The sequence below is a fragment of the Psychrobacter phenylpyruvicus DSM 7000 = NBRC 102152 genome, assembly GCF_000685805.1.
Lineage (GTDB): Bacteria > Pseudomonadota > Gammaproteobacteria > Pseudomonadales > Moraxellaceae > Psychrobacter > Psychrobacter phenylpyruvicus.
Window position 1 is genome coordinate 1 of sequence record NZ_JMKP01000040.1, and the last position, 19,903, is coordinate 19,903.

Genomic DNA, 19,903 nt, shown 5'->3' on the forward strand with positions numbered 1-19,903 from the left:
TTCTTCGTTTGGGTGTATTAGGAGATTGTGTTGTCATGTTAGTGTCCACGATTATTTGTTCATGGACACTATCTCGCATTTTTTAATAGAAAAAAAGATGGGATGGTCGGATGCTTACGTTTAGCCATATCACACATATCATGTATGTATAGGTTTTCCAACTCATTTTCTTTAGAATATTTTTTTAAGTCATCTAAATATTTAGATGAAATGATAGGATCAGAACCCAAGGGGCGTACATAAAAATTTGAATCAGCGATAATTTGAAAACGTAACTCAACACTAGTCATATCTAAAAATAGTTTGGAAATATTTTGTAATGATTGCAAAGAGCAAGCTTCAGCGAAAGTAACTGTTGTTGGTTCTATTCGTTTTGCTAAATTACCAATCACACAAAATATTGGAATGACAATATCAAGGGGTGTTGATTTTTTTAAAACTTTTTTAACGGTAGTTTGAATTTTTAAAGACTCTCTGAAACGTCGTCTTGAATTAAATTGGAAAGCGTGATGGTTTAAAAATTCAATAATAAATTGTTCTTTTGAATGGTTTTTATAGGAGTTGTAAAACTTTGTCGGATCAAAATCTCTATAAACAGAACATTCTTTGAGTAAAAACTTTCTATCTTCTTCAGATTTATTTTTTGGTAATTGTTGGGACAGGTGGGGGAGGCTATCAGGCCACTCATAGTTAGACTGAGGCATTGCATCAGCCAATAGACTTTCTACTGTTAAAGTATTATTAGACATCCGTGTCACCTTTTTATGTTTTATTTAATATACTTTTCAATGGTTGTATTTGGTGAGATTAGGTAAATTATTTTGTGTTTGAAAATTTCACTTATAAACTCTTTGTAATTCAAACAATATTTGAGTTGAAATCATGATCGATACATCCCTATCAACTTTTAGTGGATTAAAAAAAGGGCACTTCACCGCCTAGTGGATTCCTGACTAAGAAGGTCAAAGAGTGATGAAATGCCCACAGAGAAACTCGTCATCAATATATGTAACATTCAAGAATATATCTTAAAGTTTACATTTACCCCTAAGCATTCTTGTTTTTGAACTCTTGACGATACTTATGCAACAGGGGCTCAGTATAACCAGAAGGTTGCTCACCACCTTTTAAGATAAGCTCTTTTGCACATTGAAATGCCATAGACTTATCAAAATCTGGTGCCATATTGCGATAAGCATTATCTCCAGCATTTTGCTTATCAACTTTAAGTGCCATACGTTTAAGGGAGTCTATAACCTGTTGCTCGCTTATCACCTCATGCTGTAACCAATTCGCCAATAGTTGCGAAGAAATGCGCAGTGTCGCTCTATCCTCCATTAAGTCAATATCGTGAATATCAGGCACCTTAGAACAGCCTATACCTTGCTCAACCCAGCGAACGACATACCCTAAAATAGACTGGCAATTATCTTCAAGCTCTTGCTGAATTTCATCCTTACTCCACGAAACTTTATTAGCCAGTGGAATGGTCATTAAGTCTTTAAAGGTATTGCGCCGACCACTTGCAACAAGCTTGTTTTGCACCTCAAATACATTGATTTCATGATAGTGAGTAGCGTGCAAAGTAGCGGCAGTAGGTGATGGCACCCAGGCTGTTGAAGCACCTTCTTTGATTTGGTCAATTTTCTTATCTAACATTTGCGCCATTTGCTCTGTTTTAGTCCACATACCTTTACCAATCTGCGCTCTGCCTTGGAATCCATGCGCCAGACCTGCATCTACATTATTATTCTCATAAGCAAGCTTCCACGGTGCTGTTTGTAAGTTTGCTTTAGGTAACATGGCACCTGCATACATAGAAGTATGAATTTCATCACCAGTGCGATCCAAAAATCCAGTATTGATAAACGCAATTCTATCCCTGCCAGTAGCAATACAAGCATCAAGATTTAATGAAGTACGACGCTCTTCATCCATACAGCCTATTTTCAACGTCAGTTGTGGTAATCCTAGTAGATCTTCAATAGCACTAAACAGATCACAAGTAAACTGAACTTCATCAGGTCCATGTAATTTAGGTTTTACGATGTATATAGATCCAGTACGGGAATTACGCAGTGGATTTTTTAAATCTAGTCCAGGAATAGCAGCGGCAGCAGTAATGACACCATCCATTATTCCCTCAAATACTTCATCACCATTTTGATCTAGGATAGCTGGATTTTGCATCAGAGGTCCAACGTTGCGAACAAACATCAGCGAACGTCCATGCAATCTAATCTCATTACCGTTTACATCGGTATAGTAGCGATCTTCATTCGGCTGTCGAGTAAACTTTTTGCCATTCTTAACTATATCAACCGCCAGTTTCCCTGTATTTAAGCCTAACCAATTTGCATATCCTAAAGTCTTATCTTCAGCATCTACCGCAGCCGTTGAGTCTTCAAAATCAATGATGGTAGTCAAGGCTGACTCCATTAGAATATCTTTTACCCCTGCTTTATCTTGCTTACCTATTTGAGAGTTAGGATCAATTTGAATCTCAAAATAAAGCCCATTATTTAAAATTAAAATGGCGTCAGGTTGATTTTTGTCACCTCTAAAGCCTGCATATACTTCAGGTGAACGCAATGCAACAGGCTCACCATTAATCTGTGCTGTAAGTTCTCCAGATTCAATAGAATATTGGGTGACATCTTTGTGTGAGCCATTAGCCAACGGGATAACTCTATCCAAAAACTCTCGCCCCCATTCAATTACCTTTTGACCCCGTTGTTTATCGTAACCTGTCGTCTGATTATTTGAGTCTTGTTCAATGGCATTAGTGCCATACAATGCGTCATATAAAGAGCCCCAACGAGCATTTAATGCATTTAAAGCAAAGCGGGCATTTAAAGCAGTAATAACTAACTGTGGTCCTGCCTTTTGTGCGATCTCTTGATCGACATTTTGTGTGGTTATTTGAAAGTCCTTTTTATAATCAGCTGGGACTTCAACTAAATAGTCAATCTCTCGAAGAAAATTTTCGTAGTTATCAAAATGGTTTTCAAAATCAAATTTGCCTTTATTCTCGATATGCCATTGATCTATTTTGTGCTGAAATTCATCACGTTTATCAAGAAGCTGACGATTACGTGGCGTAAATTCTGCAATTATGTCCGCAAAACCGTCCCAAAATTTTTGCTGATCTTCTTCAGCTACTTTACCAATACTGGGCAATAGCGTTTCACTTATAAACTGATATAAAGAAGAATCTATTTTAAGGTTGCTTTTAGTGATACGGTTCATAGTAAAACCCCTTATTCATGATTAGATTGTTAAGTTTTTTTATTCAATAACTGCGTGGTAAATTCAGTATATTTTGACTAACATAATTTAATATCATCTCTGCACTAACAGGCGCTGTTCTGAATAAACGTGCTGGCCAATATAACTTTGCAATGCCATAGGCATCAGTAAAGCCATTACCCCCATGTACCTGAATTGCTGTATCTACAGCTTGTATAGCTGCTTCGGCACTAGCATATTTAGCATAATTGGCGTATTCTGCTACCTCATTTTCAGGTATTGAACCATGAAGGAAAGCCGCTTTACGTGTCATTAGACGAGCCTGCTCAAGGTTAATCTTCGCCTTAGCTAATGGATGTGATATACCTTGATGAGCTCCAATCGGCTTTTTCCACACTATACGTTCACATGCATACTTGGAAGCTCGCTCTATCGCATTCATAGCTATACCATTGCAGTATGCCGCCATAAGTATTCGTTCTGGATTTAAACCACAGAAAACAGCAGACAAACCATTGTCCAATCCTCCGACGATATGGTCTTCGCTAATATCTACATTATCGAAAAATAGTTGCCATTGTTTATCAGCACTAAAATGAGGCATATCAATTACAGTTTTTTGAACTTTGGTATCTTTTGCATCCACAATGCATAAGACAGGCTTAGTCAAAGTTCCATCATCTTGTTTTACTCTTGCAACTACTAGAATATAATCAGCATCATTGACACCAGAGATATAACACTTACTTCCATTTAAACTATAGCTATTACTTTCGGTGTTACGTTTTAGTGCAGTTTTCATGTTATAAAGATTGCTACCAGAATCTTGTTCAGTGATCGCAAAAGAAAACTTTATTTCTCCAGTTGCCATACGACGAAGATATTTGTCTTTTTGGTAGTCTGTACCCCATTTTTCTAAAATAGGAGCCACGATACCAGACGACATTACCAACATTACCAATAGGCTCTCTTTATAGGCTAGCTCTTCAGCCACGCAAAACAACCCATATAAACCGAGCCCTCCACCACCATATTCAGTAGAAATACCTATACCAAGATAGCCTGCTTTTGATAGTTCGTCCCATAGTTCTTGTGGTGGCGTGTCTGTTTTCAAGCATCTATCTATATACCCTGCACCAAGCGAGTCGGTAATTTTTCTAACAGACTCTCTAATTTGAGATTCAGTGCTGGTTTCTTGTAATACGTTAAATTCATCTTGTATTTGCATTATCCCTACTCCTTATCACTATTTACATTTTGTCCTTTCAATCTGCCAGTTGCTATCAACTTATTATGAGAATCTTTAATACTAATCTCCCATAGCTGGATTGTTCTACCTCGTTGAATCGGTACTGCTAATATATTAAGCACACCAGTCGATATTGGGCGAATAAAATCAGTGCTATTGCTAGTACCAACAAATAGAGCATCCCACTCTTTTTCACATAACCATGCACTACCTCCAACGGAACCAGCTGTCTCAACTATAGCGCTTAGAACTCCTCCATGGACGATTCCAGCAGGTTGATGAAGGCTATCATTGATATTAAGCGATGCCTCAACCTTATCTGGACTAATATAGGTATATTTGATACCAATACTGGCATCAAAACCTTTAGTTACACTCTTTTCAATCAATTTTTGCAATATTTCTAATTTATTGGGCTTTGAAAAGTTTTGATATGTAGTCATAATGATTAAATACTCACTATAAAAAAGTATTTTAAAGACAATGAATGATATGGCATACCTTATATGCTATGCAGATTATTATGAACGTTGACCCAAAAGCTTATTTATTTCTTTAGCTTTCTTGCCAATATCTCCACCGAAATCATCACGAAAAACATGACCAGCTTGTCGAGATAAAGATTGAATCATGGTTACGCTCTCTTTTCTAATAGATTCATAATCCTTAAGCACACCCTCTATTTCATTTTTTGAGGTAATATCTGTCAAAAGGGAAGCTAAAACACCACAATCTTCAATTGCTTGATTTGCGCCTTGTCCAAGATAGGGGAGCATGGCATGTGCAGCATCACCAATTACACAGATAGCACCTTCAGACCATGAGCTAAGAGGCAAATGATCATATAATTCCCATGAAAATGCATATTCAACATGATTCATTAAATTAATTGCTTCAAACCCCCATCCTTTGAACTCTTCCAATAATGTATGTTTAGAAACTGCTTGTGACCATCCTTTATATTGCTTATTATTTGATGGAACATAAGCAGCTATATTAATCTTCTGACTATCCTTTACTGGATAAGTGACCAAAACTTTATTACCGCCTATCCATGCTCTAAAGTTACTACCACCAGTTGTAGCCTCGCATTTAGGAATCAATGCACGAATAGCAGTAACTCGTTCAGCTTCTAATTTAGTTTCTGGTGAAATAACTCGTCTGACTTGACTTCTAACTCCATCTGCACCTATCAGTAGATCATGTGTCCAGGTACGACCATTACCAAAAGTTATCTCGACTTTATCATCAATATTTCTTGCTGATATAAATTCATGATTAAGTTGAATATTGACAAATTGTGAAAGATTCTTAAGTAGAATTTCTTGAAAATCACCTCTATGAATTGAATATGATTCTCTATCACTACTAAGAGTCCTCATTATGTCAGTTGGTAGCTTATTGCCATATGTATCATGAATGACAGAATTATCCACTTTTGCAGATCTCTTAATAATCTCGTCGTAAACACCTATTTTTTTCATAATACTGAGACCATTGGGTTGCAAAGTAAATCCAGCACCAACTGGCTTCAAAACTTTTGCCTGATCATAAATAGTCACTTTGAAGCCTTGACTTTGTGTGTCTTGTAAAAGGTTTGCCAAAGTCAACCCTGCTATACCAGATCCAATTATTCCTATGTCCATTATTTAAACTCCTTCCCTACTACTTAAGTTCCTAAAATATTTTATTTCACTCTGCATTAATAAATCGTGCATTTGCGATAAATAATCCTGGAATTGACATTATTATTACTCCTATAGCCATTGCGATTGTTGCCATTTTCATACCTTGATAATCCGCTAAATAACCGCCTAAGATTGGAATGATACTCGCTGAGACATAGACGCCAAGACACAGTAATGAAATAGCAGTTTTAACTGTTTTTGCTGCATAAGTATGAACCACCTTGAAACTCGCATAGTTACTTATGCCTTGACCTGCTCCGATAGCGACAACTGACATCACTAATACTAATAGTGAAGATACTACTGACCCTAAAATCAACAAAACCATAGCGCTAATAATTATTATTAGTGACACTAAAAGTAGCTTAAAGGGTTCAATGTTTCTAAATACAAATTGCGATATAGGGCTTACTAAGTACATTCCGCCAGCTAACAAACCACCTGCCAATACGCTATTCAATCCAATATCTTTTACAATAGTCGGCATTAGTGCCAGCACGATGGCAGCAGCGGTCATTCCTGGAGCAAATGCGCCTAACCCTGCCAGTGTTGCCCGATTTTCTTGCTGACCCATAGACTGAAAGGGCAACCACCCTATATTTTTTACCTTAAGAGAATCTGACTGACTAAGGACTATTGGAATACAAAATATTAATAAACTAGCTTCAACAACAAAGACTGTTACAGTAGGATAAGGCAAAAAATTTGCCACAATGGCTGCTAAAATAGGGCCACCAGCCAAGCCTAATCCTATCCCTACCGTTCCTATTAATGTTGCCTTGTGACTTTCATTTTGTTTTGCTGTAGCTAATATCGCATCAGTCCCTAAAACTAATATGAGACCAGTACATAACCCCGTTAAAACTCTTGCTGCAATAAGTGTTATGACATTTGAAGCTTCTGCATAACCAATGCAAGACAGTAAGCCAAATACACAGGCCGTTAGAATGATTTTTTTTCGTCCAAAACGGTTAGATAATGCCGTAGCGAACAAAAATGCTGGAGCAAGACCTCCAAGATACATGACAAATATGAGGCTCAACATTCCTGTCGAAAAGCCAATTTGGTGTCGCCAAATTTCAAGTAACGGTGTTACTAAATTAGGTAACATAAACGCAGAAATTATCGGTAAAGCGTGTATGGGTAAAGGAAATGAGTACTCTCTCATAAGTATGTTCTTTAGTGTTGATAGCTACTTATTTTTTAATAAACCGTTATAACCCCCTAGGGGGGTTATTTTATTATTTAAATTAACCCCCCTAGGGGGTTGTGTCAAGACAAATTTGTATTTTAAATTTACCTCGTAACTCTCGACATCAATTTATGATGCTATATACTCTTTACATATTTCTCTCAAATTCGCTAATTTTTTAGCTATATATTAAATTTCAAATAACTTGAGTACGAGCGACCTACCACAGATAGAGCATCTATGTGAAGGCAAAACAATAAATCATTTATTTGAGGCAGACTATAAGCTACAACTTTAGCTCACCAATTATTTAAGATTAGTTTTAATTGATGGGCTAAAAAAGTTCTCCTACTAGGGAGTTCTATATATTTGAGGGTATATTTCTATATTCTTTGTTTCGTAAGGGGTAAATTATATGAATCATCCAAAACTTGGTTTTGTGTTCTATGGAGGCTGTGCAAGCTTGGATTTGTATAACACATTAAGGCGTCGTAAAGACCCAAAATCCACTACTCAAGATTTGTTAGAACAAGATGACGGACTTAAGAAATGGTTCCTTAAAGCACAAAAAAAAGCCACTTGGACAAGCTCAATACCATCTTTGAGTGAGAGTGCTATGAGCCAGCAAGTATCTGATAAAGTTCAAAGTCAAGCGATACAGGTTAGAGGGATTATAGAAAAGCTAATTAATAAAAATGCATCTTCTCATGAGATAAAAAAATTAAATGATCTTGCTCAATTAAGACCACATTGGGAACTATCTGAAAATGATGGTTTATTGATAGCAAAGAATACGTTGGATTTAGAGGCGTTGCTAGGGTATGTGGCGGAAGACTGTATCCAGCTATTTACATCAAACATATCCACTAATATAAAAGAATGTGCTCAAGATCGTTGCGGGATTATATTTTTAGATCGCTCGAATGGTGCTAAAAGGAATTGGTGCTCTATGAAGACATGTGGTAATCGAGCTAAAGCATTGAGGTCTATAGAGAGAAAATCTGATAGCTAACACTAACTTGCACTAAAATTTGTGTGCTTTAGATCTGGTTTGTAACGCTTTAAAAATGAATACCTTAGTGCATAGAAAAGACTTAGTCATTTATTTAGACATAGCCTTTAGTATTGTAGCCATACTTAACTGATTTCATTAAGACATATAATTAAAAAGGATTCATAAACCGTAATAACAATGCTTTTAATAAGATACCATAGCGAGCTTTTCGGATGTTTTAAAGAATAAATTTATGAAACAGACTACATTTATAATTTAAAACTCCGTCTTAAAGCTTGATTTATTAATAATCCAGCTACTCATGATAAGAAAAATATTGGTTGTTATACCTATCAGCTAATCTTTTAGAAAAAAGAGCACATATCAACAAAATGACTACTGCCAGCATTGCTGTGGAAAGCACCGGTACCACTAGAGGTGCTAGAAAGTCGTCTTTAAACATAGGCAATAAAAATTTTGGTAAACCACCCGTGACAATCCAGTGAAGCGCAATCATTAATGCACTTATCACCAAGCCCACTAAAAGGCTATAAAAGTGAAAACGTTGCTCATTACGATATCTTGAGACACCAATACATTTATTACAGTACGGCATTCTTTGATAATCCTCGAAAGACAGCATACCATCGCCGTTCTTGCAGGGAAGCATTGAATTAATAGTTAAATCACCCCCACAAACATTCCCATGATTATCGTTTCCCACCGTTACATGGTTATGCATTATCTAACCTCCTACTTAAGCTTAATATCTCTTCCAGCTATATTACCTGTATTACCATCCCCTACACTTACTGTATTACCAGCACCTGTTGCTTGTGCTTGCTCACCATACATCAAGCCAGTTATAACATGCTTTTGCACAGACTCTGATGCCTGCCTAAATAGTTCAATAAGTAGCTTTTCTTGTGTTGATAACAAAAGACTGTCTCGTCTACCAGTTATGACATAATTAATATCAAATCCTAATTCAGCAATTTTGATTAAATACTGAGCATCAGGATACCGTTTACCCTGCTCATAGTTAGATTGAGTAGGAATAGCAATACCTGCATAATCAGCAACATCTTTTGCCTTTAAGCCAAGCCGTGAACGCTCTTCTGCCAAAAATAAATTACTCAAAAGATTAAATCCTATTGACATTAATTAATCGTATGATTAACATACATTATGTTAGTGCGATAAACAAAGTGTTACAAGGAGATTATGCCATGAGCATTAGAGCTAAGACAACCCAGCGGGCAAAGCCATTCTTAGTGCGTTTGCCTACATCTCATATCAGGCAAGCATATGAACAATACTGCTTAGATAATATGCGAAGTTTAGACGCCCAATCAGCAATGCTTATCACAAAAGAGTTGCAATCATCAGGCTATCTATCCAGCGAGTTTCAAAGGATAAATCATAAGGAACAGTACGATAAAACACAGCGCAAACAGGAGGGAGTTATGGACTAAAAAATCTATCAACAATTGAATAAACAGGCTGCGTAGATAAAGATGCACAGTATCCGTGTCTGATACACACAGATACTGCACAGGTGTCGTTTTCAAGCTTCGACAATACTATTGTTACGTTTCTAGTTGATGATGTCAATCAGAAACCGAGCATCTATGTTTGCGCATTGATATATTTAATCTATTTTAGGAAATATTTATGCGTTTAGATGTTAAAACTCAACGTCAAATCATTCAATATCATTTAATTAATCCAAGCTATAGTCAACGTAAAATCGCTAGTATGCTTAGCATTTCACATAACACTGTTGGCAGGGTATTAAAACTCTATAAGCGGTGCACCATACATGGTGATGACTTGTTGAATCTACCTAATAATGAGTTTGAAGCCCAGTTAGGCTCACAGCCTAAAGTTTATCAACAGTCTCACAAAATCGAACCTGATTGGGATTACATAAACAATGAACTAAAGATGCGTGATATGACGCTAATGCTACTTTGGCAAGAATACCGAATTGATTGCCCTGAAGGTTTATCATACTCACAGTTTGCCCGTAAATATAGACAATGGCGTAAAACCAATCGGCTATCCATGCGTCAACACTATAAAGTGGGTGAGCAAGTGTTAGTTGATTTTTGTGGTCGTACTATGCCTATACAAAATCCTGAAACAGGTGATGTGCGTTACGTTCAGGTATTTGTTGGGGTATTGGGAGCATCAGGATATATATTTGCCTATGCTGTTGAATCACAAAAAATTAAGGACTGGTTACGCTGTCATATTGAAATGTTTCGTTATTTTGAAGGTGTACCAGAGCAAGTCGTTACTGATAATCTAAAATCTGCCGTCATTACCAACACCAAAACTCGGCTACAGATCAATCAAAGTTATGCTGAACTTGCTGAGCACTATAACTTTGCAATTAATCCAACTCGACCACGTAAACCCAAAGATAAGGGGTTGGCTGAGGTGTGCGTACAAATCGTACAGCGAGGTATTTTAGCAAAACTACGTCATCGTACTTTTTTCTCCCTAGATGAGTTAAATGAATCTATTTTAACAGGATTGATTGAGCTAAATTCTAAAACCACTAAACGTTTTCCTACGTCAAGATATGAGCAATTTTTGAAGCTTGATAAACCGTATTTAACGCCATTACCACAATCTAGCTTTGAAATTAGGGATTGGCTGTACGCCCAAAGAGTTGATGAGTTTTATCAAGTGAACGTGGATGGTGTACGCTATAGCGTGCCTTATCAATATGCGCATAAACAGATTGACATTGCTATCTCAGATAAATTGATTGAAATGTACTATCAGCGTAATCGTATTGCTTCTCATGCTATCGCAAGTGATGACCAGCTTGATGTGATTGATATTAACCACATGCCTAAAGACCATCAGTATCAAGCTGGATCAAATATTGACTACTTAAAACAATGGTCTGGGCAATGGGGAGATAATTGTGAGCTATGGACGCATGAGTATTTGGCAAATAAAAGGGAGTTTAAGTCAAACTCATTAAAATTTAGAGAGTTTAAAGACTGGGTTGTAAATAATAACTTTGAGGAACGTCTTGATGGTGCATGCCAATGTGCGATTAATATGCAGTCATTTAATATATCAACACTAAAAAAGTTGGTATCCAGTAAAAGCTATTTAAAGTTGAATAGTAGGGTTGAAAAAACTCATACAGATATTTGTCATGAAAATATTCGAGGTGCTGGCTATTACCAGCACATTATTCAACAAAATACCAGCTTGGAGAATAGTCATGCTTAATACAACACTACGCAAACAATTAAATGAGCTAAAATTAACTAGCTTTGTCGAATTATTAGATACCAATTATGAACTATACTTAAAACAAGGGTTATCGTTTAGCGAAATACTTAGTCTATTAAGCGATGCTGAAATACAAAATCGACATCAAAGGCGAATTGAAAGGCTGATAAAAGCTGCAAAGTTTCGTTATCCTTCTGCTAGACTTGAAGAAGTTACTTATGCGCCCAGTCGAAAGTTAGATAAAGCGATTATACAGCACTTAGCATCAGGTGGTTGGTTAGAGAAAAAACAGAACCTATTGATATTTGGTGCAACAGGTACTGGTAAAACATGGCTTTCTTGCGCTATAGGTATTCAAGCTTGTCGACAAGGTTATGAGACATTGTTCATAACTGCACATCAGTTACTTGAAGAGCTAAGTGATGCACTACTTGATGGGAGTTTAATTAGATTAAGACGAAAATTGATAAAGAGTCGCTTATTGATCATCGATGATTTCGCTTTAGGTCATATAGATATACAAATTGCACCATTATTACTAGAAATTATTGATTTACAGTCCATGAACGGAAGCCTAATGATTACTAGTCAGTTTTCAATAGAGCATTGGCATGATAAGTTCAGTGATTCAACGATCGCTGATGCTTTGTTAGATCGGGTTATCAATCAAGCGCACATCATAGAACTAAAAGGTAAGTCTATGAGAAAAGTGGCAGATGCTTTTGATGGATAATATTAAATAGTTTTCTATTCTGAAATTAATGTGGTCACGAATGGTAATAATGACTGGTCACGTCATTTGCCATTTGGTGGTCACGTTTGATAAGAATAGGTGGGTATGGGAGAGGTTATTTTGCAATGCTGGGCTAAAGCCACAGCCTACAAGCCAACCACACAACTTATATCAGGCTTTTTCTCATGATTTTGTAAAGCAAGTATTTGGGTGAATTAGTTAAACTTAGTTCAAAGCGTTTTAAAACTATCGACTACAACTGTTCAGACTACAAGCAAAAAGCGGGAAGGGCTATTCTGCATTTAAATTAGGATAGCTAAATCAATTTTTCTTACGTTTTTTTTGTGGTATTGGATAGACCAACTGCGCCACAAAACCTTCTGGCACTTTTGTGTTTGATGTTGTCCCATATTTTTTGGGTAGGTGAGCTGGCAGATGAGCGGTTTTGAAGATCACATCATAAAGGGGTAGAAATGCAGCAAAACCGCCACAGTATTATGCTGTAGCGGTTTTTTTATATATAAAATAAATAGTTATTAACTTGATATAAGGGGTTGAAGCTAATGCAGAGCTTGATTGACCAACTATAGTGAACGGTCTTAAGCTCACAGTCTTAGTTATAAAAATCCTACAATATTATATCTAATGGCAAGTTATTATTTTTTTAAATTAAGCTAATATAACTATGAATAATCTGTTTATACAACCATATAATTCTAACCCATAAAATCAAGGAAAGATTATGAGCCACCTTATTAAGATGACCGCTGCTACTATGATCGGTAGCGCCTTATTGTTGTCAGGCTGTGCCAGTACCGGTATGGCGCCCAATTCTCCTAGTAACAGCTACCAATTGCCTCAAGGCATATATGACGGCTATTGGGCCATGACCTCAGGGATGAATGGTCAAGCGGCTGTGATTAGTTTCAAAAATGAAATGAGCTATAACTATCGTTTCCAGTGCTATATAGATGGCAGTTATAAGCAAGTAGGTGTGGAGCAGTATCAGCTTAAGCCAATGCAAAACTCGATAGGACTACAGTATGGAAACGAGCCAGTATTTTCATATATCAAAGTAAATAAGTTAGTACCAAAGCAATCGCTGATGTTAAATCAAACTTTCAGTAAGCCTGAGTTGCAACGTGCCTTTCCTAATGGTCAGAACTTCTCTTATGTTTATAAGACTAAGTTAGAACCTATTTGCTCGTTATAAATTATAGTTAACTTATAATTCCACTTAATAATTCATATAGTAGCCTTAATCATTAAATCAAATCATGAAGACACCGTGACACACAAGCCACCAATATGGGTGGCTTTTGTAATTTTATGGGATTAGAATTGCTCCTTTTTTCAGCTTTCTTATCGCTTGTTGCCTGTTTCATTAATGAGCCATGCCACAAAAGAGGTGCCTGTGTTTAATAAAAGAAACCTAGTCATGATGTTCTGCCAAATGGCGTTTGGTTTGTCTTTTTATGGGGTCATGATTGTCTTGACCCCCTTTTTCTTAGAAGAGTTACAGTATAGCGAAGCCGATACCCTAATGGTCATAGGGGCCTTTGGGGCAGTAGGAACGTTGTTTTCTATCGCTGGCGGGGTGATTGGCGACCGTCTGCTGGGAGCGTATCGCTCTTTGGTCGTAGGTTATATTGCATTTACCCTAGGCTATGTGCTGCTATTAATTAGTGCTGTCAGCATTAATGTGGCCATGAGTCTGATGGGTATTGCTTTGGCCAGTTATGGCCGCGGACTTATGTCACCGAACTATCCCACTTTATTCCAGACTACTTTTTCTTCCCAACAAGATTTTGAAAAAGTATACCCGATTAATTACTCAGTGAATAACTTAGGCGCATTTGTGGGTCAATACGTTTTCCCATTTCTGACTTTGATAATCGCTTATAAAGGCAACTTTATGCTGGCTGCGATTATGACCGGGCTAAGCGTGTTATCGCTAATTGTGCTGCGTAAGCCTTTAATTAGCGGTGCGGATGAAATTGATAAAACCCCAGTACCGCTAAACAACTGGATTAAGTTTGCTCTATTAAGTGTGGCGATGTTAGCCGTTGTGTTCTATATGTTTAGTGATATGGACAAAGGGCAATATATTGTTTACGCAATCAGCGCAGCGGCCATCGCTTATTTTATAAAGCTTATGCTGACATCGACCGCCCGTTCTACTGCTTTGCGGATGGGCACTATCCTAATCATGATCTTTTTGACCGTTGCTTTCTTTGTTTATTATGGTCAAATGATGACATCGATGACCCTAGTGGCCATTAATACCATGCGCGGTGATTTGTTTGGGATAATTCCCATTCAGCCTGAAGGGTCGATGGTGATGAACCCGTTGTGGTGTGCAGTTGCCGGTCCAGTAATTGCCTTTATTACCAATCGCTTAGAGAAGCGGGGTATATTTATCAGTACTGCTACTAAGGTAGGTTTTTCCTTTATTTTGACCACCATTGCCTTTGCCATAATGACCGCCGCCTTATTGAACATTGGAGAAGATGTGGTGTTACGACCAGAAGTTTTCTTGTTGGTGCATTTCTTCCAAGCCTTTGCTGAGGTTATTGTGGGCAGTCTAGTAGTGGCTTATATTCTTTCGGTAGCGCCCAAAGCCATCTCTAGCTTTTCGGTGAGTTTGTTTATGGTGGCAATGGCCTTTAGTGGTATTGTGGGTGCGGTACTCTCGACTCATATTGCTTTAGAAAAAGGCACTCAATTGACTCAGGCCATCGCGGTAGAAAGCTATGGCGGCTTCTTTATGTTATTGACAGTATTTGCGCTGGTACTAACTGTTGTGGCGTTTGTGTCCTCAACAGTGATCAAAAAAATGCTCAATGCTGCCGATGAGTGGGACAAGCAGCACCCCCAAGCAGATACCGATCCCACCGCTTAGGGCAGGGGACAGTAGCAATAATTTGTAACCGACGGCTCATTTAAATAGCAGACAATAGTCGTCACAATAAGGGCTGGTAGCAACAACTTGAGGTTAATATAAAACAGGGCGAGCATAAGCTATAAGCTACTAGCTAGCCCCTCCCAGTTTTTATAACAGGCTTTATAATAGGTTTTATAATAGGTTTTATAAGAGCCAAACTTTAAAAAAAGGATTGCCGATGTCAACGCGAAACAAATTAAAGTTACACAAAGTAAAAATTGGCTTAATGCTAATCATGACCAGCTCTTTGTTTTTGACGGCTTGTACCGTGACTGGGCTAGTTGGCACCACGACCAGTCTTTAATTGCCACTAGTTGGTTGAGTTTTCGGCCAAGTTTTAAGCCACTATCTACCTTGCTTGGTCTATAAATAGGTTAAGCGTTAATATTATGGAACCGTACTTACTGAAAAGTTTGTACGGTTTTTTGCCATCTCCCCTTTACTCATATACAATTGCTCGATTTTCAACCTCACATAACAGGGTTAATACCTCATGGGCAAAGACCATTTAGTAACGCAAAAAAAACCGACCAATCCTTTGTTTTATGGGTTTATGCTGCTGTCCTTCTTCTTTGGCGCAGGTAACCTCATCTTCCCGCCCATGCTGGGCATGAACTCAGGTGCTAACTTTACGCCTGCGGTTTTGGGCTTTATCACTACCGCCATTGCCTTGCCTATGCTGACTCTAATCGCCATTGCCAAATCAGGTGGCGGAATCTTGAGTCTGGGTCGCCGAGTGCACCCTGTTTTTGCTTATATTTTTGCCATCTTAATCTACTTATCAATTGGGGCCATGTACGGTATCCCTAGGGCGGCAAACGTCGGTTATGAAATGGGATTTCGTCATTTTGTTAATCTGCCCGAAGGCCTTAGTTTAACGCTGTACGTAGTGGTGTTTTTTAGCATTTGTTATTTTTTGGCCTTAAAATCTGGTCGATTGGTCGATGTAATAGGTAAGTTTTTAACACCTATTTTATTAATCACTATTGCTTTGCTTTGTGGCTTGGCATTTATGAATCTGACACCTAGTCATCATATGGCCGCTGAGCAGTTTAGAGACAATCCTTTGTCTGCCGGTATTATTGAGGGTTACTTTACTTTAGATGCCTTAGCTGGCTTAGCTTTTGGTACGGTTTTGGCCAATGCCATTATCAGCGAGAGTGGGGGTAATCATAATAAGGCGACCAATGACGAGCACGTAGTGAAGGTGATGATTAAGTCTTCCTTGATTGCGGGTCTATTTTTGGGAGCAATCTACTTTGGGCTGGCGTGGATTGGTATTGGTATGTATCGCCCTGAAGGTTATGAGAATGGTGCGGTATTACTGTCCATGGCGGCCACTCAATTAATGGGCGATGCAGGCAATTTGGCTTTTGGATCGATTGTTATTTTGGCCTGTTTGACCACCTGTATTGGTCTTATTAACGCCTGTTCAAGCTTTGCCAATCAGATATTTCCCAAAATTAGCTATGCCCGTTATGTGTTAATCTTTACCGTCATGGGTGCTATTTTTTCTAACTTAGGCTTAGAGAAAATCTTGGCGACTGCGGTACCTATTATGGTCTTTTTATACCCTATAAGTATTGCTTTGGTACTCTTGTCGCTGATGCACCCACTGATTGCTCATCGTCCAATGACCTATATACTGGGTGTGGGAACTGCCACCTTATTTGCGTTCAATGACATGCTGAGCAATATTGTGTCAGAGCCGCTACCTTGGCAGAGCTTAATAGACACCTTGCCTTTAGCAGAGCTTGGGTTGGGCTGGATTGTGCCCACTTTAGTAATGGCATTGATTGGTTTTTTAATTAAGCGTACTGATAAGCCGCAACTGTGACGCTCTATTTATACACTCATGTTGGCTAAGTGACAAAACATCACAGTTAGCAACTTGTACTTATGGGCTATGGATTTGCATAATAAAAGCTTAGCCTCCTGATTTAAGGAATAAAAATGCAAGTATTAAATATTGAGACGGTAAAGCAGCAGTTAACCATGACGATGGCCATTGAAGCCATTGAAGACTTATTACAAGTTCAGCATAAAAATCCAAGTTGGGTAAAAACGCCAGAGCGTCTGGTAATTGCAACCCATAAGGACAGCGATAAGCATCAGACAGGATCGCACTTAACGATGCCTTCAGTGGTATTTGATGGCTCAGCAGAGTATGCCGTGGTCAAACTGGTGACCATTTGCCCGGATAATCCAGCGCGCAATAAGCCGACAACTGTGGCGACCATTACTGTTTCAGACACAGCAACAGGGGAGACTCTGGCCTTCATGGATGGCATCTATGTGACACAAGTACGTACCGCGGCCCTATCTGGTGTGGCGACAAAATATATGGCCAATCCAGACAGCAAGACGGTCGCTGTGGTAGGGACAGGAGGCATGGCGTATGAGCAATTAAATGCGGTGTTAACCGTGTGCCCGAATATCACTGAGGTAACGCTTTGGAATCGAACTACAGACAAAGCACATGACTTTAAAGCAGCATTTGAGCGAGATTACTCACAGTGGGATGTGACATTGACCGTTTGTGATACGGTTGAAGAAGCTGTAAAAGAGGCAGATGTTATCAATTTAGCCACTCGTGCTACAAAAGGTTTGTTTGAAGTTGAACAAATCAAAGCCAATGCCCATATCAATGCCGTAGGTGCCTATCAGCCCAACATGAAAGAGGTTAGTGATTCAGTTATTGAGTCAAGCGCGTATGTGGTCATCGATGATTTAGAAGGCGGTAAGCATGAAGCGGGTGGCTTGATTCAGGCCCATGACAATACAGACTGTGATTGGCAGTGGAATAAGCTCAGCGGACAACTGATAGATTTGGTATCTGGTGAGCTAAAAGTCGAGACAGGAGGCGACTCGAAAGGAATCACTCTATTTAAGTCAGTGGGTGCAGCCAGTTTTGATGCCGCAGTGGCGTTAAAGATTGCTTTAGCCGCCAAACGGGATCAGCTTGGTCAAGCCGTAGCGCTATAAGCTATGCTGATAACTACTCTAATAACAGGCCATGGTAATAAAGGGCCGTCCAAATCAAAAATCATTGCAATAACCAATATTGCAATAAACCAATAAGATAATCCGCCTTGTTTTATGAGAGACAATAGTCACTATCGACATACTGGCAATGTTAATCAATCCAAATACGCTTCAATGCGTTGGTTGTATCTTGTCTTAGGGGGTATATTTTTTGGACTGGGGGTGGTGGGAGTAATGTTGCCAGTAATGCCTACTGCGCCCTTTGTGTTACTTGCAGCAGCTTGCTGGGCGCGGGGTTCAGAACGTTTTTATTTATGGTTAATAAACCATAAGTATATGGGGAAGTATATTCGTGACTGGGAAGCACGCAGGGCTGTGCCTAGAAGGGCTAAATGGCTCGCCTGTATTATGATGACCCTATCAGGCACTCTGTTATTCTTCACAGTGCCTGATGCACAACTATGGGTAGCTTGGACGGTGGCCTTAGTCTGCTTCTGCGTAGGCATCTACCTATGGCGATTACCTGACGCCTAATTGGCCTTGCATCTATGACCAGACCAGAGTTTGGGGAGGTCAACTACTCCTTCACTGGCTTCTCAAGTTTAACAACCAGAACATCACAAGAGACGTTAGGCAAAATAGCGTCTACAGTCGCTCCATTAATCCAAGCAGAGATACCATGACGCTCATGACGACCAATAACCACTAGGTCCACGTCATTCTTATCGCAGTAGTTGATAATGCCTTCACTGTTTGAAATCGCTGTGGTGACTTCCGGACTGTTGCAATCTAAGCCGTTGCGGTCAAGAAACTCAATCAAGTCGTTTCTAGCATTCTTACAGCGCGCATCATCTATTTCATCATACAGACTGGCTGCGGGTACCATTTCATAACCAAATCCCACCACCGTGTCTTTAATAATATGCAGTACAGACAACTGAGCGCCTTGTTGACGGGAATGAATGTACTTTGCTTTTTGGGCAACGAGATCGGCATCGGAGCGTAGGTCAGTAACTAACAAGATATGTTTATAGCTCATAGCGGCACCTATATTATAAATAAGATTAAAAGAGCATAGAGAAGGGGATTAATCCTTACTCTCTACATAATATCATAAGCTTATTTAATTACAGATGCAGTATGATTTTAGGGGTACTTATGACTATATAGAGCATATTTGCCGCAAAATAGAGCGTTTTTTAAGCAAACTAAAGATATTTTAAGTTTTTTTAAAATAAAGCTTGCTTAAAGGTAATAAGGTCCCTATACTACATTCCTGCTTAAGAGAAACCCGCAGCAAATCATTACCTCGTAGTATTAGCATTAATCCTCCGTTTTAAGATTTACCGTAGTTGCTCAAGCGTTACCCGACCAAATAGGTCATTATGTTTTAAAATTAGGAAGATGAATATGTCAGATACTATCAAAGGTACAGTAAAGTGGTTTAACGAAGCTAAAGGTTTTGGCTTTATTGCTCCAGAAACTGGTCCAGACGTTTTTGCTCATTACAGCGAAATCGCAAGCTCAGGTTTCAAGACCTTAGCTGAAGGCCAAGAAGTTGAGTTCACAGTAACTCAAGGTGCTAAAGGCCCACAAGCCCACGGTATC

Annotated in this window: 20 protein-coding genes; 11 read left to right on the forward strand and 9 right to left on the reverse strand. The window is 38.7% G+C overall.

The window, feature by feature from the left end; genetic code table 11:
* Window positions 1-68 precede the first annotated feature (68 nt).
* The 6 genes from G561_RS0111780 to G561_RS0111805 form a co-directional block, all read right to left on the reverse strand.
* The gene (locus tag G561_RS0111780; protein WP_028859740.1) at window positions 69-749 is read right to left on the reverse strand and encodes a hypothetical protein; all 681 of its coding nucleotides are present in this window, start codon (window positions 747-749) and stop codon (window positions 69-71) included.
* Between the two features lie 298 nt (window positions 750-1,047).
* Entirely contained in the window at window positions 1,048-3,249 is a 2,202-nt protein-coding gene (locus tag G561_RS0111785; RefSeq protein WP_037032381.1) for a malate synthase G, read from the reverse strand.
* A gap of 43 nt (window positions 3,250-3,292) precedes the next feature.
* On the reverse strand, window positions 3,293-4,477 hold the full coding sequence (locus tag G561_RS0111790) for an acyl-CoA dehydrogenase family protein (RefSeq protein WP_028859742.1): 1,185 nt from the start codon (window positions 4,475-4,477) through the stop codon (window positions 3,293-3,295).
* A gap of 5 nt (window positions 4,478-4,482) precedes the next feature.
* On the reverse strand, window positions 4,483-4,941 hold the full coding sequence (locus G561_RS0111795; protein WP_051584538.1) for a PaaI family thioesterase: 459 nt from the start codon (window positions 4,939-4,941) through the stop codon (window positions 4,483-4,485).
* A 78-nt stretch (window positions 4,942-5,019) separates the two neighbouring features.
* Window positions 5,020-6,144, reverse strand: a complete 1,125-nt coding sequence (locus tag G561_RS0111800; protein WP_028859744.1) for an FAD-dependent oxidoreductase — start codon at window positions 6,142-6,144, stop codon at window positions 5,020-5,022.
* Between the two features lie 46 nt (window positions 6,145-6,190).
* Window positions 6,191-7,354, reverse strand: coding sequence for an MFS transporter (locus G561_RS0111805; protein WP_028859745.1), 1,164 nt, complete (start codon window positions 7,352-7,354; stop codon window positions 6,191-6,193).
* A 439-nt stretch (window positions 7,355-7,793) separates the two neighbouring features.
* Here G561_RS0111805 and G561_RS0111810 point away from each other — a divergent pair, with 439 nt between their 5' ends.
* On the forward strand, window positions 7,794-8,390 hold the full coding sequence (locus tag G561_RS0111810; protein ID WP_028859746.1) for a CGNR zinc finger domain-containing protein: 597 nt from the start codon (window positions 7,794-7,796) through the stop codon (window positions 8,388-8,390).
* Window positions 8,391-8,688: 298 nt separating this feature from the next.
* Here the strand turns inward: G561_RS0111810 and G561_RS0111815 are convergent, their stop codons facing one another.
* Both G561_RS0111815 and G561_RS0111820 read right to left on the reverse strand, forming a co-directional pair.
* Window positions 8,689-9,114, reverse strand: coding sequence for a hypothetical protein (locus G561_RS0111815; protein ID WP_051584539.1), 426 nt, complete (start codon window positions 9,112-9,114; stop codon window positions 8,689-8,691).
* Between the two features lie 11 nt (window positions 9,115-9,125).
* Window positions 9,126-9,512: a helix-turn-helix domain-containing protein gene (locus tag G561_RS0111820; RefSeq protein ID WP_028859748.1), complete on the reverse strand. Its 387-nt coding sequence runs from the start codon at window positions 9,510-9,512 to the stop codon at window positions 9,126-9,128.
* A gap of 89 nt (window positions 9,513-9,601) precedes the next feature.
* On the opposite strand from G561_RS0111820, the gene G561_RS0111825 reads away from it, so the two are divergent.
* The 9 genes from G561_RS0111825 to G561_RS0111865 all read left to right on the forward strand — a co-directional run bounded on the left by G561_RS0111825 (window position 9,602) and on the right by G561_RS0111865 (window position 18,829).
* Window positions 9,602-9,847, forward strand: coding sequence for a hypothetical protein (locus G561_RS0111825; protein ID WP_037032384.1), 246 nt, complete (start codon window positions 9,602-9,604; stop codon window positions 9,845-9,847).
* A 199-nt stretch (window positions 9,848-10,046) separates the two neighbouring features.
* Window positions 10,047-11,630 carry an IS21 family transposase gene (istA, locus tag G561_RS0111830; RefSeq protein ID WP_028859750.1) on the forward strand — a complete coding sequence of 528 codons (1,584 nt, stop codon included), beginning with the start codon at window positions 10,047-10,049 and terminating at the stop codon, window positions 11,628-11,630.
* Window positions 11,623-12,366, forward strand: coding sequence for an IS21-like element helper ATPase IstB (gene istB / locus G561_RS0111835; RefSeq protein WP_028859751.1), 744 nt, complete (start codon window positions 11,623-11,625; stop codon window positions 12,364-12,366). Before istA ends, istB begins: the two co-directional genes overlap by 8 nt.
* A gap of 742 nt (window positions 12,367-13,108) precedes the next feature.
* The gene (locus G561_RS0111840; protein WP_028859752.1) at window positions 13,109-13,579 is read left to right on the forward strand and encodes a hypothetical protein; all 471 of its coding nucleotides are present in this window, start codon (window positions 13,109-13,111) and stop codon (window positions 13,577-13,579) included.
* Window positions 13,580-13,780: 201 nt separating this feature from the next.
* Window positions 13,781-15,268, forward strand: a complete 1,488-nt coding sequence (locus G561_RS0111845; protein WP_028859753.1) for a peptide MFS transporter — start codon at window positions 13,781-13,783, stop codon at window positions 15,266-15,268.
* Between the two features lie 220 nt (window positions 15,269-15,488).
* On the forward strand, window positions 15,489-15,614 hold the full coding sequence (locus G561_RS15665; RefSeq protein WP_255210309.1) for a hypothetical protein: 126 nt from the start codon (window positions 15,489-15,491) through the stop codon (window positions 15,612-15,614).
* Between the two features lie 189 nt (window positions 15,615-15,803).
* A complete protein-coding gene (gene brnQ, locus G561_RS0111855; RefSeq protein WP_028859754.1) occupies window positions 15,804-17,147 on the forward strand; it encodes a branched-chain amino acid transport system II carrier protein in 1,344 nt (447 codons plus the stop codon).
* Window positions 17,148-17,263: 116 nt separating this feature from the next.
* Complete coding sequence (locus G561_RS0111860; RefSeq protein ID WP_028859755.1) at window positions 17,264-18,295, forward strand: ornithine cyclodeaminase family protein; 1,032 nt, start codon at window positions 17,264-17,266, stop codon at window positions 18,293-18,295.
* A 114-nt stretch (window positions 18,296-18,409) separates the two neighbouring features.
* On the forward strand, window positions 18,410-18,829 hold the full coding sequence (locus G561_RS0111865; RefSeq protein ID WP_028859756.1) for a YbaN family protein: 420 nt from the start codon (window positions 18,410-18,412) through the stop codon (window positions 18,827-18,829).
* Between the two features lie 43 nt (window positions 18,830-18,872).
* Here the strand turns inward: G561_RS0111865 and G561_RS0111870 are convergent, their stop codons facing one another.
* Entirely contained in the window at window positions 18,873-19,334 is a 462-nt protein-coding gene (locus G561_RS0111870) for a universal stress protein (protein WP_028859757.1), read from the reverse strand.
* A 371-nt stretch (window positions 19,335-19,705) separates the two neighbouring features.
* Between G561_RS0111870 and G561_RS0111875 the strand changes: the two genes are divergently transcribed.
* Window positions 19,706-19,903 (forward strand): cold-shock protein (locus G561_RS0111875; RefSeq protein WP_028859130.1); only part of this gene is annotated, 198 nt, incomplete at its 3' end.

What these genes read in the sequence shown, in the direction of transcription:
- G561_RS0111780 (WP_028859740.1), bottom strand. Translation starts at nt 749, where the DNA reads ATGTCTAATAATACTTTAACAGTAGAAAGTCTATTGGCTGATGCAATG.
- G561_RS0111785 (WP_037032381.1), bottom strand. Translation starts at nt 3,249, where the DNA reads ATGAACCGTATCACTAAAAGCAACCTTAAAATAGATTCTTCTTTATAT.
- G561_RS0111790 (WP_028859742.1), bottom strand. Translation starts at nt 4,477, where the DNA reads ATGCAAATACAAGATGAATTTAACGTATTACAAGAAACCAGCACTGAA.
- G561_RS0111795 (WP_051584538.1), bottom strand. Translation starts at nt 4,941, where the DNA reads ATGACTACATATCAAAACTTTTCAAAGCCCAATAAATTAGAAATATTG.
- G561_RS0111800 (WP_028859744.1), bottom strand. Translation starts at nt 6,144, where the DNA reads ATGGACATAGGAATAATTGGATCTGGTATAGCAGGGTTGACTTTGGCA.
- G561_RS0111805 (WP_028859745.1), bottom strand. Translation starts at nt 7,354, where the DNA reads ATGAGAGAGTACTCATTTCCTTTACCCATACACGCTTTACCGATAATT.
- G561_RS0111810 (WP_028859746.1), top strand. Translation starts at nt 7,794, where the DNA reads ATGAATCATCCAAAACTTGGTTTTGTGTTCTATGGAGGCTGTGCAAGC.
- G561_RS0111815 (WP_051584539.1), bottom strand. Translation starts at nt 9,114, where the DNA reads ATGCATAACCATGTAACGGTGGGAAACGATAATCATGGGAATGTTTGT.
- G561_RS0111825 (WP_037032384.1), top strand. Translation starts at nt 9,602, where the DNA reads ATGAGCATTAGAGCTAAGACAACCCAGCGGGCAAAGCCATTCTTAGTG.
- istA (WP_028859750.1), top strand. Translation starts at nt 10,047, where the DNA reads ATGCGTTTAGATGTTAAAACTCAACGTCAAATCATTCAATATCATTTA.
- istB (WP_028859751.1), top strand. Translation starts at nt 11,623, where the DNA reads ATGCTTAATACAACACTACGCAAACAATTAAATGAGCTAAAATTAACT.
- G561_RS0111840 (WP_028859752.1), top strand. Translation starts at nt 13,109, where the DNA reads ATGAGCCACCTTATTAAGATGACCGCTGCTACTATGATCGGTAGCGCC.
- G561_RS15665 (WP_255210309.1), top strand. Translation starts at nt 15,489, where the DNA reads ATGTCAACGCGAAACAAATTAAAGTTACACAAAGTAAAAATTGGCTTA.
- brnQ (WP_028859754.1), top strand. Translation starts at nt 15,804, where the DNA reads ATGGGCAAAGACCATTTAGTAACGCAAAAAAAACCGACCAATCCTTTG.
- G561_RS0111860 (WP_028859755.1), top strand. Translation starts at nt 17,264, where the DNA reads ATGCAAGTATTAAATATTGAGACGGTAAAGCAGCAGTTAACCATGACG.
- G561_RS0111865 (WP_028859756.1), top strand. Translation starts at nt 18,410, where the DNA reads ATGAGAGACAATAGTCACTATCGACATACTGGCAATGTTAATCAATCC.
- G561_RS0111870 (WP_028859757.1), bottom strand. Translation starts at nt 19,334, where the DNA reads ATGAGCTATAAACATATCTTGTTAGTTACTGACCTACGCTCCGATGCC.